This window comes from Neobacillus oceani (genome assembly GCF_046237595.1).
Classification (GTDB): Bacteria; Bacillota; Bacilli; order Bacillales; family Cytobacillaceae; genus Bacillus_D; species Bacillus_D oceani.
The window spans coordinates 1,289,060-1,307,732 of the sequence record NZ_CP143543.1 but is presented as its reverse complement, the minus strand read 5'-3'; the positions used below and the strand labels follow the sequence as shown (position 1 = coordinate 1,307,732).

Here is an 18,673-nt window from a genome sequence, read left to right as displayed (position 1 = left end):
TAAATGTGTTTGTATTTAAACGGGAGGTGAGCTTCCAGCAAACCTTTCTCTTTGATTTTGTGAAAGTACGATCATATTGTGATAAAAATTCATTCAAACGACTAATTATTAATTTCTCATCTTTTTTATTACATATAAAACCAAATACTGTATTAGTCCTCACATTAAATCTCCCCATTCCCCATTTATTCTTCGCTTCAATTAGTAAATATTCTAGAAAGTCTTATAAAAGCCTGCTTGTTTAACCTGCCCCTTTAACTCAACAAGAAATTCAACAAAAAAAAGGCGGATATCCTTCCTGGAACATCGCACCCGTTATTTCAATAAGATACTTTACATATATCTATCGCTAAAATTTCTTCTTTACTGCTAACGTTAAAGCTTTCCATAGTTTCAGTAATAGTTTAAAAAACCAATTCAACAGAAAAAAATTAAAGATTAATCCCAAAGGTCTAAAGGTAGACACTCCAACACCACGATATTCAAAAGCCTCAGCAGGGAAACCAAAATAGATAACCCCATTGCTACGGACTTGATAACCAATTTCAGGAATGAGAGCAAAGATAATAGTTGAAATAAGACTTAAAAGATATAGGTTCTTTTTAGTGGAAGTCATTTTATTTTTTGGGCTTAATAAGCTAAATAATACTAATACAATTAACCCAAAGAGTAATAATACATTCAACATTTCTTCTATCACTGCTGCCATTTCTATCCTCCCTTAAATAAAGTTTCCCTTCATTCTAATGAAGGAGGACCTAGATTCAACTCAATTTTTTCTTCCTTTCCTGCCCATCTAACAATCACATACCATTTCTCTATCTTACTAATTGAAGGAGGGTTATTTTCAAAACCTTTACCCTCACCCATTTTCATATTGTTACTAACTTCCTCGCTATAATTTACCCCCCTGGCGAAATTAACATTGTTATGATCAAATATCTCAAATTCCACTGTTGTAACCCCCAATGGATTATCTCCTGTACCAATAAAAGTAAGTGTTCCTCTTTTAAAGCTAAAATGGTTGTCAGGCAAAAAAGAAACCACATAATCATCTATCTGCCAATTTGAACTCTTTCCGCTCAAATATACGTAAGAGTATTGCTTTGGTTCTTTAAACAAGAAGTATGAAAGAGTAATTAAGTTAGTTACCGACAATGCTCCAATTAATATGAATAAGTTTCTTAAAGTTGCGATAACGAACCCCTCCGTTCTTATTTTCTATGCCAATCATATTTGTATTGTTCTTCGACAAACCTGCCCGTTAATAAGGAATTCAACAAAAAAGGCGGTTAATCCTTCCTGGATCAACCACCCGTTTGTTTAATAATTTCTATCCAAAATTCCTATCCAAAAATAGAAGCAGGTAACTACCTGCACAAAGATAAATTGCAACTTGAGTTATGACATAAATTGAAAGTTCGAATAAGGTTAACTTCCTTTCTCTTTTAATTTTCTTGAAATGTCTATAATAATAGACTGAACATAGGAGTAAAATTATTGCCGTTACTTGGAAAATGTTTTCTAATAGACTAACCAAAAAAACCACCTGCTCTAATTAATAATAAATTTTTTATAACTCTTCTGTTCCACTTAAATAAAAAGGCACTTTTTCTTAAAGAAACCTGCCCCGTTCAATAGGGATTTTAACAAAAAGATACCTTAATCCTTCTGGGATGAACGCACCCGCTCCTTTAGCAAGTAATCCTACATTACACAATAGAACCGTATCGTTCATTAGTTAGCTATAGTGTGTGAAGACGTTCCGGCTTGTTTATGATAGAATTACATAAAATTACGTAAAAAGGTGATAATATGGAAAACAACAAATTAGTTTGTAAGGCTTGTGGTAATGACTCCTTTTCACAAGGTGAATTAGGCGGATCTATGGCAAATGTAAAACCCATTAAGCTCGATATGCTTCATTTTTCAAGTTCACCACTAATTTTGACTATTTGTACGAATTGCGGAGAAGTAGCTTCAATGAAAGTTAAGAAACCTCAAAAATTCAAATAGTCCTTTAGATTTTATATTTAGGTCACTTCCAGTCGAGTGACCTTTTATAGTTTCTTTCTGATACGATCTATTAGTAGCCAAATTTATAGCCCTTTTTATGAACAAAATCAGTCAAAATGCATTTAGAGTTGTTATCCTTGTTCAACCTGCACCGTAGCATAATAAGACTATTTTTTAACTTTAGTTTTTCCTCTCATTTTCAGATTGCTTTAACCAATAACGAACTCCTTTGCCCGCTAACGGTTCGTCGTTATATCTTGGAATAACGTGTAAATGACTGTGAAAAATAGACTGATTAGAAACTTCGCCAACATTCCATCCAAGAGTATAACCATCAGGAGAAAACTCTTTATCTAAATACTCTTTTACATTTTGTAAAAGTTCATATGTATCGTTCCATTCTTTTTTAGTTAATTCAAAGGCATTTGCGTGATGTTTTTTTGGAACTATTACTCCACACCCCTCTAACACATCTTGTTCTTTATTGTGTTGTAAAAAATAGCAGGTATCATTTTCAAAAATAATATTTTGTTCGTTATCATTCATTGGGTTACAAAATGGACAGTTTTCTGCATATGTCATGAAATTTTATTCCTCCCCCAAACTTTTATAGTAGACTCAAAATCTTTCTTCTTTAACAATACTGCCACCTTAGCTCAATAAACAATTCAGCAAATAAAGGCGGTAATCCTTCTGGATATCGCACCCGTTACTTTAAGTGTAATTCTTCACAATGAATAATAACGTGAAATAGAAAAGGGTGATTACCTTTACTAAGTATCACCCATTCTTAAAATTATTTTAAAGCGATGTTCCACGCTTCATAAAATTCTTTAACGGTTGAGTAACGATTATCTCGCTCTGTTTCGACAGCTTTAATTGCTACTTCATACAATTTCTTGTCGGCTTCCCACTTTGAAAATGAGTGATCCATTTCTCCACCTAATAAACCAAATGCAATGGCACCCATTGTGAATACATTCGTTTTTGAATCAATAGGACTACCTAGATTGAACTCCTCTGGAGATTTACTCCTTGTAGAACCCCAAAAATGTTCACCTAAATCATTATTAGAAGGTGATTTACGGTAAAAATCAATATCGCATATTTTGGTTTTATGATTTTTAAAATCGTATAAAATACTTCCATCATAAAAATCTACGGCAACAAATCCTTGTGATTCTACATAAGTATGGAAAGCAAAAATTGTATCAAGGGCATCTAAACGTTTTTTAAAATCAAGATTTTTAAACCGATAGAATGGTGACTCGGGGTTAGTATATTTCGCCTTTCCACCAAAAGACCAATGAGAATGTAAGCATTCGCCTTCGAACCATTCAAATACTGCTACATAACCATTCTCAATGGAGAAATAATCTATCAATTTTATTAAACTTGGATGCTCTAATATTTTATAGATTGGTATGGCCTTTACTAAACGGTCAATTGCATCTTTTGGATTACCAGAAAAGTCCTTGGGCTTTGCTCCTGCATATTTTACAAACAACTTTTTGTTGTTTTTTACTAATCCGAAACTAATGTTTCCTGAATCTTGTTCATCGAAAACGCAAAAAACATCGCCTAAATCTTTTAACCAAAAAAAATTATGATTTTCTTGCAACTGGAAACTTACTTTGTCAATTGTTATTGTAATTAAATTCTCTTGCTCTACGTTTGCCACGATTATGATCCTCCTACTTATTGGGATCACGTAGTTTATAGGGGTAATGATACGGTCACCCTTTTAAATTAATGCAACCCCATTAAGTATCATTGTCATTTTCATTAAACAACGCCTCCTTCCAATCAGTTAAAGAAAATTATACCATTTTTTAGTTATATTTAGTTTGTATTATTAACTAAATTCAACTTTTCATATTTTTTCTTGTTAAGCTAACCTCCCTCAATAAAGGAAGGAATATCTCCCGTTTTCTCCGTTTTTCTTAGACTTTCTAAGTAGTTTGTAGTTTAGTGGACGATCAATTTTTGGGTTATTATCACTTTAAAGGATAATAATGGTCGAAGGAAGAAAAAAGAGCCATAACCCACCAACCAATCTATTACATAAATTGGTACAATGAGTAAGAATATGATCGCACTGGTGGAGATCCACAATTCTCATGGAGGTCAACCCTCCCATGCCTCACAGAGTCTTCGCTCTTAAATTCCTTCGTCCAACCTTGCCATGAGGTGGATGTCAACCATGCTGCCCCACAGGGTCCTGCCCGTAATTTAGTTGCTTTGCCGACTAATCCGTACTTCAAATGTTCCCAACAACCTTGCACTATACACTACTAAAAAGTCTATTAAAACCAGAGTTACGCGGCGATTTCTACCTTCTTAGATACTGACAGGTGAGGAATGTCCTTTAACATCTTTTCTTCACTGAATTCAAACTGTTTTTTGCCAATCGCAAAAAATATTCGAATGAGTTTATTACATAATGCTATAAGGGACTGCATCTTCTTTAATGGATTATCAGGACGTTTGGTATAGTAAGCATGTAATGCCTTAAATGCTGAATTTTTAGCGACAAGTATCATACAAACCCGGAACAACAGAGCCCTCAGCTTCTTGCGTCCCCTCTTTGTAATCGTTGTTTTTCCTTTGTGCTTGCCGGATGTATTCTCTTTCAGACTTAAACCTGCCAGCTTAATAATTTGTCGGGGGTGAGTATATTCAGTAAGGTCACCAACCTCCGCGAAGAAACCGGCAACGGTATCCCTGCCAACCCCTTTTATGGCCAACATTTGTTCTACACCCGGTATTTGTTCAAGTAAACCATCTATATTGGCATCTAATTCTTCGAATTTAAGCTGGATTAATTCATATTTATCGATGAGCGTTTTCAGTTCCAATTTAGCCATTTCAGAACCTTGGCGTAGTCCGATGGACTTGCCGGCTGCTTCCTTCAGCTGTCGGATTTTATTTAGTCCAACACTTCGTTTTACAGCCTTTCTTAGATGGAAAAGTAATTCTTCATCCGTAAATTGGATTAATTCATGTGGTAATGCTCCCAGTTTCAAAAATTGCAAGGCTGCTTTGCCTTCCCAATCCTTGAATACTGTCAAAAACTCTGGAAAGCACCGGTCAATCCAGTTATGGATTTGTCCCTGGACAATTTGTTGGTCTACAGTCAGAAGATCGCGAATTTTTTTAGCCACGCGAAGTTCTGCGTAAACTCCTTGTGGTATTGTGGGTTCGGCGTATCTTCCGTCCTTGACCAATTGAGCAATTACTCTGGCATCCTTTACATCGTTCTTTGTTGGAGAGTTGTCATCAAGCTCCTTGCTTTTCTTGACATGTAAAGGATTTACAGCCACAAATTTGATCCCATTCTCTTTTAAAACATGAGCCAGGTTGAACCAATAATGCCCTGTTGGTTCCATTCCAACCATCACTTTAACCATGTTTTGTTCCTTTTTAATTTCAGAAATCCACCCTAGAAAGTGCTCAAATCCCTCTTTCGTATTCTCAAATTGACAAGGAGATCCAAACTCCATCCCTCTAAAATCTTGGGCACGTGCCACATGCTTGAATTTCGCAATGTCTACACCTATAATCAGTGTTTGAGAAGTGATTTGAGCAATCTTCTTATTTTGGTTATAATTCATTTTAAAGCCTCCTGGTATATGGGTTTCGTCCTTTTCGCTGGCCAGCTTCAGGACATTCTCATTCTACCAAGAGGTTATTTTTTTGTTCAAACTCCATTTTCATTCAATACAGGAATGCTGCCCCTTTAGTTCATTAAGGAATTCAACAAAAAAGGACGGTAATCCTTCCTGGATCTACGCACCCTTTAGTTTAAGTGTAATTGTTCACAAACTTATTAATTAAATAGTTACATCTATTTTTTTTCAATCGCCATACGCAAGTTCGAGATAACTCCAAGAAGCAATACTAACGAACAAACCATTTTTTCAAAAGGTGTTCCAAACAATTGTTGTATAAATCCAAAAGACCAAAGTACAACAAAAAACCAACATATAACGGTTATTCCTCTTTTGTATTTATATAGTTTAATTCTACCAACAATCAACGTAAAAACTACTCCAATAATAGAAATAACGATATTTATAACAGATATTGGTAGCTGTTCAGCGAATGATTCAGACCTTCCACCATTAACCCATGTGAATGGAATACTTTTGCTTATAATAAGAAAGTGGATTAAGATAGTCAAAGAGTAAAAAATAATTCCCATAAATACAGCAGTTTTCATATTAATTTTCCTGAGTTTTTCTAAAATAATATCACCTCATTTTTCTTCCTGTTTCAATTTTATTAATCCAGTAATATACTATTCCTATATCTCTTACCATCTGACAGGTAACTGAAAATAAGATATTCTTGTTGAACTCCCCTTTAGTTCATTAAGGAATTTAATAAAAAAGGACGGTAATCCTTCCTTGATCTACGTACCCGATAGCTCTACAAGGAAATTGACTATGTCTATATTTTTATTTCTCTTTTACATTCACAACAACATTCCCAAACATTTCATCACCAAAATAGACTTCTAACTTCCATAGCCCTGCACTTGGTAACTTCATTGTTGAGGGCTGATGATGGTCTGCTCCATTATTAGGGGCAAGGCTATTACTACCTGGTAATTGTAAAACGGTTATTTCTTCACCTGTTTCTTTACTGACCCCGATTACTTTTAAAGGCTTTGTAAAAGTTTCTTTATCACCCCAAAAATGCCACATATACTTTTGTGCTTCACCAGCAATGAAAGGACCATACTCTCAAAATCCAAACATTCCGTTATCTCCAATACGAAAAACAAAGTCACCATTTTGACCATCATCAGAAACAACAATTTCCCTAACTAATTTTGCACTTTCTTCCCAATTTCCCTCTTCTTTTACTGTTTCTGTGGAATTTGAGCAACCTACCAAGACAAACAAAACTAAAAGAATACATGGAATAAATCGCCTCATTTAGCCAGTCCCTCCTCCTCTTCCCGTAAGTTATTTCCATCAAATCACAATCCTGCCCCTTTAGCTCAATAAGGAGTTCAACAAAAAGTTGCTTAATCCAGTTGAATAATAATAGCGAATGTTCGTTTATTCATTTTCATTCTTGATGGAAAATAATATTCCCTTCTTCATCTAAAAGTTCAATAACCTGAACTCCCTTCTGAATATTATGACTCTTATTATCGTAAGGAATGATAAACGCATTCTGATTTTGTAAGTTCTCAACCTTTTCATTGCCATCATCCCAGGTAACTCTAATTTTTGTTGCCTTCTGCAAAAGTTCCTGGTCATTAATTTTGATTGTGGCAAATGGAATTCCTGTAGTAACTCCGCCAGTAGAAATCGGGGTGGATGAGGTATTGTTGCTATGGGTTACATTTCATGATTCGATTTTGCCGTCCCTGACAAACGCTGTGTAAAATCCCATAGTAGCTTCGTTTTCATACATTACAACGGTCATTCTATTAGCAAGTTCATCGACGGCCAGCACATTTAATCCATTACTCTTTATAAAATCATCTACTTGGGAGTCGCTTAATGGCATTGTTTTTTCACCAAACAATGAACAAGAAACCAATGCAATAAAACAAATTGGAAGCAACAAAACCTTAATAACCCTACTCATTTTTTAACTCCTTTCAAAATAATAAAATTTAAATCCAATACCTCTTAAACAAAAACTGCACCGATTGTTGAATAAACAAAAAAGCCGCCGACGGCAGCACATCTATTTGTTTTGGCTCTTTATTTCACTTTTTTGCGAAGGTCTGATTAGAATGCCAAGTAATATTAGCCCCCAACCCACAGTAGTCATTACATAATAAACCCTTTCTGATTCCAAGTAACCAAGTGGATAGATAACAGCACTCGTTAAGATCCCCAAACCCAAAAAGCTAATACTATATCCAATTAATTTTTGGTTTATTGTAACCAACTCCCAATTTATTCCTTTCTTCAATATGTATTCTTCACTACGTCTTAAAATCCTTCTTTCACTAAACTGCCCCGTTTGTTCAATAAGGAATTCAACAAAAAAGGGCGGTAATCCTTCCTGGATCATCGCACCCTATAGTTTAAGTTCATTTGTTCACAAAACTTATTGCAGGAATGCTTTGTATCTTTAGAGCTCAATTAGGAACTAAACGAAAAGGTGCTCTAGTCCTTCTTGGAACATAGAACACCTTACCTCAACAAAGGAAATGTCTCCTTCGGTACTTATATTTCTTTTTTCTTGTTTTTAACATTTTTAAATAAATAGAAAATACCAATAATAACAACTAATATTACCACTATAGAAATAGCACCAAATTGCAATAGAGCCTTAGCTATCGCTGACAAGAAACTCATTTTATCCCACCTAAATTTAACTTATAAGTCAATTATACCATTAGTAATTATTAGGAATTGTAAATTCTTCCCAAATAATACTGCACCGTTAGCATAACAAGGATTTTCAAAATCAAATAGTATAAAAAAAATAGTGAATTATTTTCAATCAAAGAACGATAATAAAAAATAACTTGATGTAAGGTGAAGATTCAATGACTTACTACAAAAAAATCGATAATATTCTAGGAATTGATGTACGTGCACGTGCACGAATCCTTTACCAAGAAAATAGAATTTCTGATCCGTTTAAAAATCCCTTGATCCATAAGCAAATAAATGGGCGTGAAATTGTTCCTCTTGATGTGAAAAGGTTATGGGGGAATTAATTTTTGCCAAATGGTAAAGGAATAACTTCTAAGGATGGATTACGTGAAAAAAGGAAAAAGCAACACAATTAATATTTTTCTACTATTGTTTGTTACCGCGGTTTTTATATGGTCGATGATTAAGCCAATTGGAGGGTATGGCTTATTGGCTATAGAGGCAGGTCCTGCCGTTGTCGGGTTATTGATTGTAGTCGTTACATACAAGCGGTTTCGACTTACAACCCTGTCTTATATTATTATTGCAGTTCTAGCAATCATGATGTTCATCGGCGGTCATTACACATACTCAAGGGTTCCTTTATTTAATTGGATAAAAGACGCTTTTGACTTCAACCGAAATCACTATGATCGCTTTGGTCATTTGTTAAAGGGTTTGTCTGTAATAGTGATAAGGGAAATTTTATTAAGGACAACACCGTTAATGAAAGGTCCTTGGTTAATTACCATCATTATAAGTATTTCTCTGGCGATCAGTGCCCTTTATGAAATAATTGAATGGTTATTTTTTTTAATAACCAAGGGTGGAAAAGAATCCCGAAATTTTTTAGGTACACAAGGAAGTATGTGGGATGCACAATGGGATATGACGTTAACATTAATTGGCTCAGTTCTCGCACTTCTATTCCTGTCAAAACTTCATAACAGGCTCCTTAAGAAGGAACAAAACATTAATAATTAAAAGTTACGTCTAAAATAATAGTGTTGTTTTCGTGAACGTCCAGTATCGCTTATAGTTCATCAATATAAAAAAGCGTACTTTGATGTACGCTTTTTACAAAAGTGGAAGAGAGCAAATTCATTTTTACAAATGTATATTAATAATTCTATCTCCATACCCTAAAACGTCAGGAGGTGGTAAAATGACTAACCAACAACAAAATAACAATCAGCAAGAAAATCAGGTGTCTAAAGGGATAAAGAATACTGCGGGTGCCGCATTCCAAGCCGCCCATAGTGCGTTAGAGACAACAGAGAACGCTGCAATGAATGTTGTGGATGCAACAACCAATGCCGTCAACAAAGCGGCGAAGAATGTACAGAATATGGGTTCAAATGAATAGCACTCTCTTCGAAAAAACGCCAATTGGCGTTTTTTTATTTTTATTTCAAAAGATGTAAACTAATCATTTATTCATTTTCTAATTAAACTAATCTCCCCCGTTCAAAAAGGGGGCTAGCTCATTCTCGGTAAGCTCCTCCGATAACTTTTTGAGTATTCTCATCTACAAGTTTGCTTATATTTCCCAATACCTCACTCTTCTCTGTATTTGCTTTACTAAATCAATTAGTTCTTCTTTTTGTTTTTTACCTTTTTGCAGTTGTCCTTCTATTGCTTACTATTTGCTTTATATAGTTTGTCATTAACTTTAATTGCTATTGCCTCTTCAATATTTATATCCTTTACTTTAAATATTTTACTTGGACTTTTATATGGGTTTTGGTCTTCGGAATACGACACAATTTCTTGGATTCGATTAATTTTGCCTATTTGTTCTTCAACCTCGTTTATAGCTATAACTTCATCGGTCATTAGATAGGTTAAGTTGTCAAATTTAATTACGGCTGGGGTAAGGTTAGTAAATTCAGCACTGCTTAATTTGTTCATATTACATCCTGAAAGCAAAATAGAAACAAAAAGTAAACCTAATGTTATTACTTTTTTCAAGGTATTCACGCCTTCCTTTGCACTTTTAACTTCAATAACTTTATACACCTCTTCAACATAATTAAAAACATTCCTTATTGAACTATCCTCCCCAGTTCGTTTAATAAGGTAATTCCACAAAAATAGCGTTAATCCTTCCTGGATCATCGTATCCGTTACTTTAAGTGTAATTCTTCAAAATCATATTGTGGTTCTCACTTTAAATATTTTAGGGAATACAGCTCCTTTTTTACAAAAACAAAAAGAGCTGAAGCACAATGAATCTTCACCTCTTGCACCAGTTCTTAATTTGGTTCTATATTATTTATCTGTTTTATTTATGAGGATGTTTAAGAATAGCTAATCAAGATTGGGAATAATTTTACTGGAGTTTAAGAACAACCTTCCCCTTTGTCCGTCCACTTTCAACGTGCCTATGAGCCTCTACAATTTCATCTAAGGGAAAGCACTTTTCAATTACAGGTCTTAATCTTTCTTTTTCCATAAGAACTCGTAATAGGTCCAAATCACTGTCATTTGGTTTTGCAAGATGAATTTTAGCCTTCTTACTACCTATGATAGAGCCTATCATCAATTGAATTGGATGATACTTGGGGTAGAGTGGGTGTTCTGTTATATAAATACCATTTTTGGTTAGAGAACGCAAACAACTGAAAAAGGTCCTCTTTCCGACAGCATCCAGTATTACATCATATTTTTTTCCGTTGTGAGCGAAGTCTTCTTGGGTATAATCAATTACATGATGAGCACCTAGATTTTTAACCCACTCAATATTCGAGGTACTACAGACTGCGGTTACTTCAGCTCCTAAATACACGGCAAGCTGAACAGCAAAATGCCCCACTCCGCCTGATGCACCATAGATTAAAACCTTATCGCCCGCTTTTATCTTCCCTACATCTCGCAATGCTTGTAGGGCAGTCTGTGCAGCACATGGTATTGCAGCTGCTTCTTCAAAAGTTGAGTTGTTTGGCATAATGGTTATACCATTTTGTCTTGGGCAGACATATTCAGCATGGGAGCCGATACAACTTCCAAAAACATGATCGCCAATCTTAAATTTTTGTACATTTTTTCCTACGGCTTCAACTGTACCCGCAACGTCTATACCCAAAATTTGCGTTTTTGGCTTTGTAAGGCCATTCTCTATTCTGGTAGGAAAATAACCTTTTCGAAATAGATTGTCATATTGATTTACTGAGGCGGAGACCACTTTAATTAATACCCTTTCTTCATCTTTAATGAACGGCTTATCAACATCTCTAATCTCCATTACTTCAGGGGAACCATAGGATTTAAAAATTGCTGCTTTCAACTGTTCAACCTCCTAATATTTACCAAATTATTAGATATCTTTAAACCTTAACAATAAAATTGAACCCGACTTATAAGGTGTTTACTTGATATCTTGTTGATAACTTCATCTAGAAATGGGAGGTAGGTGCAGATTCGTTAAAAACTTTACAATCGAAAAGTCATAGTCATACTTTACAAAATGATTTTCATCTTGTTTACATACTACGTTGTGGCTTTACGGTTACACATTTTTATCTGAACACAATAAAGGTTCGTGGGCCATTATTGAAACAAAAATTAAGCTAAAGACAAAAGCCCAAAAACGAAAGGTTTCAAGTGATTCCAGTCCATTTCTGGAAAACTGCGGATCCATATACAAACAAAGAGATCCATAAAAAGCTATTACACTAACCAAAGACACGATGCTTTTTTCTCTTGATAAGTCATAATCTCCCCCTTAAAGTAAATTAGTATATACATAATGTAATGCATTATAGACATCATGTCAAATCTATTTTACACCATTTTTCGCACCACTTTACTGTTTGTATCTTAATTTCTTATTCCGCCTGGCCCGTTCGTTCATTTAGAGTTTAAACAAAAAAAGGGTGGTAATCCTGATTGGAATTATTCACCCGTAACGATATTCAAGGTCTTGAATAAATTAAAAATTTTCGCTAGCACAAGCTACAGAACATCATTTGAAATATCATTTTTCTTCAACCATAAACCTTAATACATCCTGAAAAATGATATTGTCAGACAGTGACAGCTCTTGCCTTACTATATCCAAGTAAGGTTCGCATTGGTGCATGGCAACTGGCTGTCCATCTACCTTGTTATAACAGCGATTATCTTTATACATGTAGTTTTCTGAAATAAAACTCCCATCGCGAAAAACCACGGGATGGTCGCCAGTCCTTGTGAAAAGGTTATGGCCAAATGAATAACGATCATCAATCTCAATGCCGAGCAGATGGAGAAGAGTTGGGCGTATGTCTATTTCTCCACCTTGTGTGGTAATCGTTTCCCCATCGTGGCCAGGAACATGAATGATCAACGGTATTTGCTGATGTTTTACCTGGTTGACAATGCTATCTTCTTCATTTAGCAGCTCTCTCAGACCTTCCTCATACTTTTCAGAGATACCGTAATGGTCACCGACTAGCACAAACATAGTATTTTCGTACTTACCTTCTTCTTTTAACTTTTCAAAAAACGTTTCAATTGATTTGTCCAAATAACGAACGGTTGTAACATAGCGGTTTACCACACCTTCACTTGTCTCCGCCGGGGCAATAAACATATCCTTCTCGTCCAATAAAAACGGAAAATGATTCGTTAAGGTAAGGAATTTGGCATAGTACGGCTGGGGTAGATCCTTTAAATACTCTACTGACTGTATAAAGAATGGACTATCTTTCAATCCATAGTTGACCGAGTTTTCTTCCGTTACGATATAATCTTCCTTTGAATAAAACTGTTCATATCCAAGCGCTTTGTACATGACATCCCGATTCCAAAACGTGCTTACATTCCCATGAAAAGTTGCAGAATAGTAATGATTCTCTTTTAAGATTTTTGGAAGGCTATAATAAGTATTTTCTGGCCTTCTTACAAAAACTGAACCGCTTGCTAATGGATAAAGACTTGTATCAATCATGAATTCGGCATCGGATGTTTTTCCCTGTGCGGTTTGATCATATAGTTGATTAAAATAAAAACTATCTTTAATCAACTCATTTAGGAAGGGTGTCACTTCTTCTCCATTTACCTTTTGATTAATCACAAAGTCTTGAGTAGATTCCAGAGTTATTAAGACGATATTTTTGCCTTTCGCTATTCCGAATAAGTCTGTTCGTTTAGTATCCTTTTGTTGCAAATGTTCCTGTAAGGCAACCGCATCCGCCTCTGTAACAAGTAATCGTTCAAGAGGTGCTTTGAGGCCTAAGGCAATATCATATACATGGTAATTCAGTGGGCCCAATGATTTAACCATCTGCTCCCTGTCGTACGATGCGGAGAAAAGATGCACTGATTTTATCAAACCAAAAAAAATCGTCAAAACTACAAACCCTGCAGCAACTGTGATATATTTACTCTTACTTTGCTTCTGGACTGTAAGGATGGACTTTGTTTTTAACATCAGCCATCCTGCTATGAATATATCGATAAACAATAATGCATCCCACGGACTCATCAATTCGATTGTACTGGCACTCAAACCGCCGACATTATCGAACTGAAATAAAATAGGTAAAGTAACAAAATCTATGTAAAAACGATAATAAAGGAGATCTGCATAAAGAATACCCGTCCCAAGCAGGTATAAAACGAACAATAAAAATCGATTTACCTTATTACCAAAATAAAAACTTAAACCCATTATTAACAATAAAGATCCGATTGAATTTGTCAGCACTAATACACTATCAAAAACAGATTGAATGCTAAGATTAAAGCCGACAAAACAAACAATCACCGTTTTCAGCCAAAGAATACTAGTTACAGCCAACGTAAGTTTCATGCCTGATGTATTGTTCTTTACCTGTATCATTGAGTCAAACCCTCTCAACACAACCATCCATCACTTCCTTTAAAATTGCAATGGCAGCTTCAATCTCCGTCAATGTTAAATCCCCCATAAATGCAAACTGGATCCAATTCCTTTGCATCAAGTAACTACTTTCATAACTAATCATGACCCCCTTTTCCTTCAGTCGGTCACCAATCTTTTTTGAAGATATAAAATCTGGAAGTGCAATGGTCAGGATACCGGGGGAGTACCCTTCATTCCCAAGGATCCTAAATCCGGCATCAGTTAACATTCTTTTCGCAGCATTCCCTAAAGTATATCTATTTTCCAAATCCACTCTCTTTATCGCTTCATGTAATGCAGATAGCAGGTTTGAAGAATGAGTGTACGGCACACTTTCAGCATTGGCATACTGTCCCAAATCTAAGTATCTTGGTAATTCTTTATTAGGTACAATTGCCTCCTGGTGAAATACAATTGCTAACCCTGGATATGAACCAAGTCCCTTTCCACTTACTGTACTTGCTAAAAATACGTCCTTTAAATCAATGGGAACTATTCCAACTGAACTACAGGCATCCAAGCATACTTTAAGTTGATACTTTTTGGATACTTCTATTATTCGGTTTAAATCGTAAAGATAGCCTGTCGATGTTTCACAGTGTACAGTCCAAATCCAATTAATATCATCATATGTATGTAAAAAGTCTTCAATTTCATCAATCGAGATCCATTCATTCCACTGTTTTGCCAATTTGTAGTACTGTAACCCAAGCCTTTCCGCATGGTCAATTAACCGATATCCAAACTCTCCATTTGCAAGGACCAGGCCTTTTCCGGGGAGCTTTTTCAATTGAGCACCTACTAAATCATTCGCAAGAGTTCCAGTCCCAATTACTATTTGTACATTATTCGCATTTACGAGGTCGCAAAGTTTTGCCCGGACTGCTTTCATTTCTCTACTGAATTCATCCGAGCGATGGGATATAGCTGTTTTTCCGAATGCAAATTCAACTTCTTTCTTAACCTCTACAGGGCCAGGCAGAAAGTTCATTCGTTTCAAAGGATTCTTTTTTTGCTTCATCAACCTAGTAAAAGCCTTTGTTGACGTCTCAAACTTCTCCTCTGTCAAATACATCGGTTGAAACATTGCCCCCTTTGTCCCAACCATTGGTCCAAACGGTTCGAAACCAATTTTTTTATATAGCTTGATTTGCCGGTCAGTTCCTGAAATAAGTGCCATATTATAATTTCTATCCAAGCAATAACTAACCAGCTTGTTAACCAACTGAAAGAAAACCCTGGTTTTTCGGTAGTTTCCTTTCACAGAGAGCAGCCGGATTTCACAAGGTTTTGCATGCGATGGTAAATAGTTATCTAAATCATCAAGCTTATAGTCAAGGGAAAATGGACGATTGCCACGAACGGCAATCATTCCGATAACTTCTCCTTCATCTTTTGCAATAATATATGTATTTTCACTATCAAATTTATCTATTAAACGATGGTCCTCGTTCTGTTGATGTTGAGGAATTTCCTCCACAAATGTTTCGTAATTTAACTTATAGATCTGTTCCATCTCTTCCGGTTCCGATGCTATTTTAAATGTTAGAGAATTATGTTCCATTCTCTTACCTCCCCTAGACAAAAATGAAATGGAATGAAGAAACCTGTTCATTTCCTTTTAATATGTTGGTGTACCACAATTAGTAATAATATGAAAAGACCAATAGCAACATAGTATTCTTCCACTATCCAAGCTGTAATTGGAATGGAAGCCATTGAAATCAAACCAGCAATCGTAAACTTTCGAATAAATAGGTAACCGATTCCAAAGCCTATCCCTAGAACCGGAATCGCAATTGGAACAAGAAACAACGTTGACGCCAAAAAAACGACGACCCCTTTCCCGCCTTTAAAGCCTAGTTGCATAGGCAAAATATGCCCCATCAGCAAGAAAAAAGTACTAATCAATAACATTATTTCATTTTGAGGAAAGAAAATGGTCGTTATATACAGAGCGATTATTACCTTTGCTATATCAAGGAGCAACGTATAGAATAATCCTTTTTTACCTAACTGTCTCCCAGCATTTTTTGCCCCAGCATTGCCGCTCCCAAGTTTACGAATATCTCTTCCACTCATCCATTTTGTTACGTAATAAGCAGCCGTAAAGCCTCCAAGGAAATAAGATAACAAAATAATAGTAATAAGCTTTAGTAACATACATTACCTCAAATGAAATATTTTTGTATTTCCTATATTAATATAGGCTTAAAATCATTTATATGATAAATATAAACGAAAACCACTCAACTGTTGCAAATCCTTATTGTTAACCAGACACACTTAGGGTAATATTACACTAATAATAACATATGGTGAAGTTTTGTCCTACCAAAAATGCCCTTTTATAAAAATCTCCCTATATTGATTCAATACATTGAGTATGTAGTGTATACTTCGGGCCCCTAGTAGTGTCTCTAATGTCTTATTAAAAGCTAAAAAAGAAACAGAAAACTAAAGAAACGCGCGCCGATTGGTATCGACACGCGCTCGCTGCATAGCTCTTTTAATTGTCAACTTGACAGGGACAAGACCATCCGGGCAGGTTTTTTTTAAAACTATCTCTACCGGGTTATGGGCCAAAATCGAAAATGTTCATTACCCTTTACTATTTCCCTCTACAATTCTTCCAAGGAAAAACCCATCTACCTCACTCAGTTTGCCCCTCCAAAGGAATTCTCCTTTTGATGGGGTAGATTTGCTGTCCCCGCAATAAACTCTTGTGTTTGTTAAATGAATAAAATTAGCAGTATCGTGGGCGTCTGAATCAGCAGCTTCACCTGCATTTATGAGCATTTCACTCAATTTTTCCTCAATATCGCCACCATCCTCAAAGGCCTGGCTCAGTGACTCGAAATATTCCTTGGCCGATACCAAAGTGCCTGTAATGACTGCTCCCTTTACATTCAACGTAATATCCAGATTGTAATTGTGTTTATTGGCGGCTTGTACAAATACCTCAAGGACGTTATCTTTTCCTCGTTCGGATTGATTACTCATTTTACTCTTCCCTCTTTAATCCATTTAATAGATAAGTATCTTCTTCCTCTTGAAGAACAGTGTAGCTTTTTTTTGAGGTATTTTTTTCACTTGAGTTATTTGCCTGCCTACCCTTTTTGCTGTCTGTGTTTTTGGTTGTAGCACCGTTACTATTGCTGCTTGATTTTCCCTTTGAATCTTGTTGTTCTTCTTCCTCATCCTTAGGGGTATCTTCTGTTTCTTCGTCTTCATCCTCGTCTTCCGGAGTTTCTTCCGTTTCTTCGTCGTCATTCTCGTCTTCCGAAGTATCTTCTGTTTCTTCTTCTTCTTCATCCTGAGTATCTTCTGATTCTTCGTCTTCTTCCTCATCCTCAGAAGTATCTTCTAATTCTTCATCCTTCTCTTCGTTAGAAAAATCAGTTGTTTCTTCGCCTTCTTCCACTGAGGAACTGTTTTTTTCCTCATCGTTGGCTGATTCGTTTTCCTGTTCTTCCTTGGAAGAATTATTTTTGTCGAGATTTTCTGCTGAATCGTCTTGTTCGTCGCCGCTTGTGTTATCCGATCCTTGAGGGGAGTTTTCCTGTCTGCTATTGGTTTTGTTATTTTCCTCCTCAAGAAGTTTAAATAGCAATTTTTCTATTTTATCCAGGCGATCCTTTACTTTTTCATGTTCTGCTTTTAAATCTTCGGTTTCCTTGCTTTCTGTTTCCGAATTATTTTGAGGCTGATTTTCAGTGTCGCCTTCCCTATCACTGGAGGAAGAAGTTTCATTAATTCCCGGGCCGACAAGCCTTGTTTCAGAAATACTATTTTCTTCCCCGTCGCTATTGTCGGTTTGGCTATCTCGATCCGTTTGTCCGGAATCTTTCGATGAATTTGTCATCTCATCTTGCCCAGAACTGTTTTGATTGGTCCCTTCTTCATTCGAATCACTGTTTTTGCCCTTAAATAATATTCCGATCATTTCTTCCATTTTCTCTAGACGATCACTCAAAGAACCTTTTTCGGAGTTTCCTTCGTTTTTATTCATTAGCTTGGACGCAGATTTTTTTACGGTATCCAGTGCTTTCCTGGAACTATCCTTGGCTGCACTCCCTAATTCGGAGACATTTTCAGTGATGCTGTCCTTAACTTTCTTGCTGTTCTCTGGTGTAGCGATATAGCCTATGGCAGCACCAATTGCGCCCCCGGCCAATGACCGGGTTAACGAACTGCTCATCCAACTTTTTGATTCGTCAGATTGCTCCCCGTTTGTTCCATTTGACTCGGATTCATTGGTTTGGTTTTCTTTCGTTTTATTTTCTTTCGTTTCTTCCTCATTTTCCACGTTGCCACTAGCCTGGGTATTATCTTTTTCATTCTCATTTGTTAAGTCTTGATTGTTTTTGTTTTCTTCCATTTTATACCCTCCAATTAC

At 35.9% G+C, this 18,673-nt stretch carries 22 protein-coding genes; 4 read left to right on the top strand and 18 right to left on the bottom strand.

The annotated features are described in order from the left end of the window. Positions 1–349 precede the first annotated feature (349 nt). Positions 350–709, bottom strand: a complete 360-nt coding sequence (locus V1499_RS06670; RefSeq protein WP_409274813.1) for a hypothetical protein — start codon at positions 707–709, stop codon at positions 350–352. Positions 710–738: 29 nt separating this feature from the next. Beyond that, positions 739–969: a hypothetical protein gene (locus V1499_RS06665; protein ID WP_409274812.1), complete on the bottom strand. Its 231-nt coding sequence runs from the start codon at positions 967–969 to the stop codon at positions 739–741. 846 nt (positions 970–1,815) lie between these two features. On the opposite strand from V1499_RS06665, the gene V1499_RS06660 reads away from it, so the two are divergent. Then, the gene (locus V1499_RS06660; protein WP_409274810.1) at positions 1,816–2,016 is read left to right on the top strand and encodes a hypothetical protein; all 201 of its coding nucleotides are present in this window, start codon (positions 1,816–1,818) and stop codon (positions 2,014–2,016) included. A 180-nt stretch (positions 2,017–2,196) separates the two neighbouring features. Here the strand turns inward: V1499_RS06660 and V1499_RS06655 are convergent, their stop codons facing one another. The 9 genes from V1499_RS06655 to V1499_RS06615 all read right to left on the bottom strand — a co-directional run bounded on the left by V1499_RS06655 (position 2,197) and on the right by V1499_RS06615 (position 8,345). Then, the gene (locus tag V1499_RS06655) at positions 2,197–2,598 is read right to left on the bottom strand and encodes an HIT family protein (RefSeq protein ID WP_409274808.1); all 402 of its coding nucleotides are present in this window, start codon (positions 2,596–2,598) and stop codon (positions 2,197–2,199) included. Positions 2,599–2,812: 214 nt separating this feature from the next. Next, on the bottom strand, positions 2,813–3,697 hold the full coding sequence (locus V1499_RS06650) for a protein kinase domain-containing protein (RefSeq protein ID WP_409274806.1): 885 nt from the start codon (positions 3,695–3,697) through the stop codon (positions 2,813–2,815). Positions 3,698–4,334: 637 nt separating this feature from the next. Continuing rightward, positions 4,335–5,630 carry an IS110 family transposase gene (locus V1499_RS06645; protein ID WP_409274804.1) on the bottom strand — a complete coding sequence of 432 codons (1,296 nt, stop codon included), beginning with the start codon at positions 5,628–5,630 and terminating at the stop codon, positions 4,335–4,337. A 233-nt stretch (positions 5,631–5,863) separates the two neighbouring features. Then, the gene (locus V1499_RS06640; RefSeq protein ID WP_409274802.1) at positions 5,864–6,238 is read right to left on the bottom strand and encodes a hypothetical protein; all 375 of its coding nucleotides are present in this window, start codon (positions 6,236–6,238) and stop codon (positions 5,864–5,866) included. Between the two features lie 238 nt (positions 6,239–6,476). Further along, positions 6,477–6,749, bottom strand: a complete 273-nt coding sequence (locus tag V1499_RS06635; protein WP_409276243.1) for a hypothetical protein — start codon at positions 6,747–6,749, stop codon at positions 6,477–6,479. Between the two features lie 15 nt (positions 6,750–6,764). Then, positions 6,765–6,959, bottom strand: coding sequence for a hypothetical protein (locus tag V1499_RS06630; RefSeq protein WP_409274800.1), 195 nt, complete (start codon positions 6,957–6,959; stop codon positions 6,765–6,767). Between the two features lie 136 nt (positions 6,960–7,095). Then, positions 7,096–7,275 (bottom strand): hypothetical protein, encoded by a 180-nt coding sequence (locus tag V1499_RS06625; protein ID WP_409274799.1) that lies wholly within the window; start codon positions 7,273–7,275, stop codon positions 7,096–7,098. A gap of 102 nt (positions 7,276–7,377) precedes the next feature. Beyond that, complete coding sequence (locus V1499_RS06620) at positions 7,378–7,623, bottom strand: hypothetical protein (protein ID WP_409274797.1); 246 nt, start codon at positions 7,621–7,623, stop codon at positions 7,378–7,380. A 590-nt stretch (positions 7,624–8,213) separates the two neighbouring features. Next, positions 8,214–8,345, bottom strand: a complete 132-nt coding sequence (locus V1499_RS06615; protein WP_409274796.1) for a hypothetical protein — start codon at positions 8,343–8,345, stop codon at positions 8,214–8,216. A gap of 194 nt (positions 8,346–8,539) precedes the next feature. Between V1499_RS06615 and V1499_RS06610 the strand changes: the two genes are divergently transcribed. From V1499_RS06610 to V1499_RS06600, 3 genes are all read left to right on the top strand, one after another. Next, the gene (locus V1499_RS06610; RefSeq protein WP_409274794.1) at positions 8,540–8,713 is read left to right on the top strand and encodes a hypothetical protein; all 174 of its coding nucleotides are present in this window, start codon (positions 8,540–8,542) and stop codon (positions 8,711–8,713) included. 34 nt (positions 8,714–8,747) lie between these two features. Next, entirely contained in the window at positions 8,748–9,392 is a 645-nt protein-coding gene (locus tag V1499_RS06605) for a DUF2238 domain-containing protein (protein ID WP_409274792.1), read from the top strand. A 181-nt stretch (positions 9,393–9,573) separates the two neighbouring features. After that, positions 9,574–9,774: a hypothetical protein gene (locus V1499_RS06600; protein ID WP_409274790.1), complete on the top strand. Its 201-nt coding sequence runs from the start codon at positions 9,574–9,576 to the stop codon at positions 9,772–9,774. A gap of 266 nt (positions 9,775–10,040) precedes the next feature. Here V1499_RS06600 and V1499_RS06595 read toward each other — a convergent pair whose 3' ends face one another. The 7 genes from V1499_RS06595 to V1499_RS06565 form a co-directional block, all read right to left on the bottom strand. Beyond that, on the bottom strand, positions 10,041–10,526 hold the full coding sequence (locus tag V1499_RS06595; RefSeq protein ID WP_409274788.1) for a hypothetical protein: 486 nt from the start codon (positions 10,524–10,526) through the stop codon (positions 10,041–10,043). Between the two features lie 214 nt (positions 10,527–10,740). Next, positions 10,741–11,694 carry an NAD(P)-dependent alcohol dehydrogenase gene (locus V1499_RS06590; protein ID WP_409274787.1) on the bottom strand — a complete coding sequence of 318 codons (954 nt, stop codon included), beginning with the start codon at positions 11,692–11,694 and terminating at the stop codon, positions 10,741–10,743. A 690-nt stretch (positions 11,695–12,384) separates the two neighbouring features. Next, the gene (locus V1499_RS06585) at positions 12,385–14,232 is read right to left on the bottom strand and encodes an LTA synthase family protein (RefSeq protein WP_409274785.1); all 1,848 of its coding nucleotides are present in this window, start codon (positions 14,230–14,232) and stop codon (positions 12,385–12,387) included. Positions 14,233–14,236: 4 nt separating this feature from the next. Next, positions 14,237–15,838 carry an aminotransferase class V-fold PLP-dependent enzyme gene (locus V1499_RS06580; protein ID WP_409274783.1) on the bottom strand — a complete coding sequence of 534 codons (1,602 nt, stop codon included), beginning with the start codon at positions 15,836–15,838 and terminating at the stop codon, positions 14,237–14,239. A gap of 47 nt (positions 15,839–15,885) precedes the next feature. Next, on the bottom strand, positions 15,886–16,437 hold the full coding sequence (locus tag V1499_RS06575) for a glycerol-3-phosphate acyltransferase (protein ID WP_409274781.1): 552 nt from the start codon (positions 16,435–16,437) through the stop codon (positions 15,886–15,888). Between the two features lie 438 nt (positions 16,438–16,875). Beyond that, entirely contained in the window at positions 16,876–17,277 is a 402-nt protein-coding gene (gene gvpU, locus V1499_RS06570; RefSeq protein ID WP_409274780.1) for a gas vesicle accessory protein GvpU, read from the bottom strand. A gap of 1 nt (position 17,278) precedes the next feature. Continuing rightward, positions 17,279–18,655 carry a hypothetical protein gene (locus V1499_RS06565; RefSeq protein WP_409274778.1) on the bottom strand — a complete coding sequence of 459 codons (1,377 nt, stop codon included), beginning with the start codon at positions 18,653–18,655 and terminating at the stop codon, positions 17,279–17,281. Positions 18,656–18,673: the final 18 nt, after the last annotated feature.

What these genes read in the sequence shown, in the direction of transcription:
- V1499_RS06640 (WP_409274802.1), bottom strand. Translation starts at nt 6,238, where the DNA reads ATGAAAACTGCTGTATTTATGGGAATTATTTTTTACTCTTTGACTATC.
- V1499_RS06600 (WP_409274790.1), top strand. Translation starts at nt 9,574, where the DNA reads ATGACTAACCAACAACAAAATAACAATCAGCAAGAAAATCAGGTGTCT.
- V1499_RS06595 (WP_409274788.1), bottom strand. Translation starts at nt 10,526, where the DNA reads ATGATCCAGGAAGGATTAACGCTATTTTTGTGGAATTACCTTATTAAA.
- V1499_RS06580 (WP_409274783.1), bottom strand. Translation starts at nt 15,838, where the DNA reads ATGGAACATAATTCTCTAACATTTAAAATAGCATCGGAACCGGAAGAG.
- V1499_RS06670 (WP_409274813.1), bottom strand. Translation starts at nt 709, where the DNA reads ATGGCAGCAGTGATAGAAGAAATGTTGAATGTATTATTACTCTTTGGG.
- V1499_RS06615 (WP_409274796.1), bottom strand. Translation starts at nt 8,345, where the DNA reads ATGAGTTTCTTGTCAGCGATAGCTAAGGCTCTATTGCAATTTGGTGCT.
- V1499_RS06660 (WP_409274810.1), top strand. Translation starts at nt 1,816, where the DNA reads ATGGAAAACAACAAATTAGTTTGTAAGGCTTGTGGTAATGACTCCTTT.
- V1499_RS06610 (WP_409274794.1), top strand. Translation starts at nt 8,540, where the DNA reads ATGACTTACTACAAAAAAATCGATAATATTCTAGGAATTGATGTACGT.
- V1499_RS06585 (WP_409274785.1), bottom strand. Translation starts at nt 14,232, where the DNA reads ATGATACAGGTAAAGAACAATACATCAGGCATGAAACTTACGTTGGCT.
- gvpU (WP_409274780.1), bottom strand. Translation starts at nt 17,277, where the DNA reads ATGAGTAATCAATCCGAACGAGGAAAAGATAACGTCCTTGAGGTATTT.
- V1499_RS06630 (WP_409274800.1), bottom strand. Translation starts at nt 6,959, where the DNA reads ATGAGGCGATTTATTCCATGTATTCTTTTAGTTTTGTTTGTCTTGGTA.
- V1499_RS06575 (WP_409274781.1), bottom strand. Translation starts at nt 16,437, where the DNA reads ATGTTACTAAAGCTTATTACTATTATTTTGTTATCTTATTTCCTTGGA.
- V1499_RS06655 (WP_409274808.1), bottom strand. Translation starts at nt 2,598, where the DNA reads ATGACATATGCAGAAAACTGTCCATTTTGTAACCCAATGAATGATAAC.
- V1499_RS06565 (WP_409274778.1), bottom strand. Translation starts at nt 18,655, where the DNA reads ATGGAAGAAAACAAAAACAATCAAGACTTAACAAATGAGAATGAAAAA.
- V1499_RS06645 (WP_409274804.1), bottom strand. Translation starts at nt 5,630, where the DNA reads ATGAATTATAACCAAAATAAGAAGATTGCTCAAATCACTTCTCAAACA.
- V1499_RS06605 (WP_409274792.1), top strand. Translation starts at nt 8,748, where the DNA reads ATGGATTACGTGAAAAAAGGAAAAAGCAACACAATTAATATTTTTCTA.
- V1499_RS06620 (WP_409274797.1), bottom strand. Translation starts at nt 7,623, where the DNA reads ATGAGTAGGGTTATTAAGGTTTTGTTGCTTCCAATTTGTTTTATTGCA.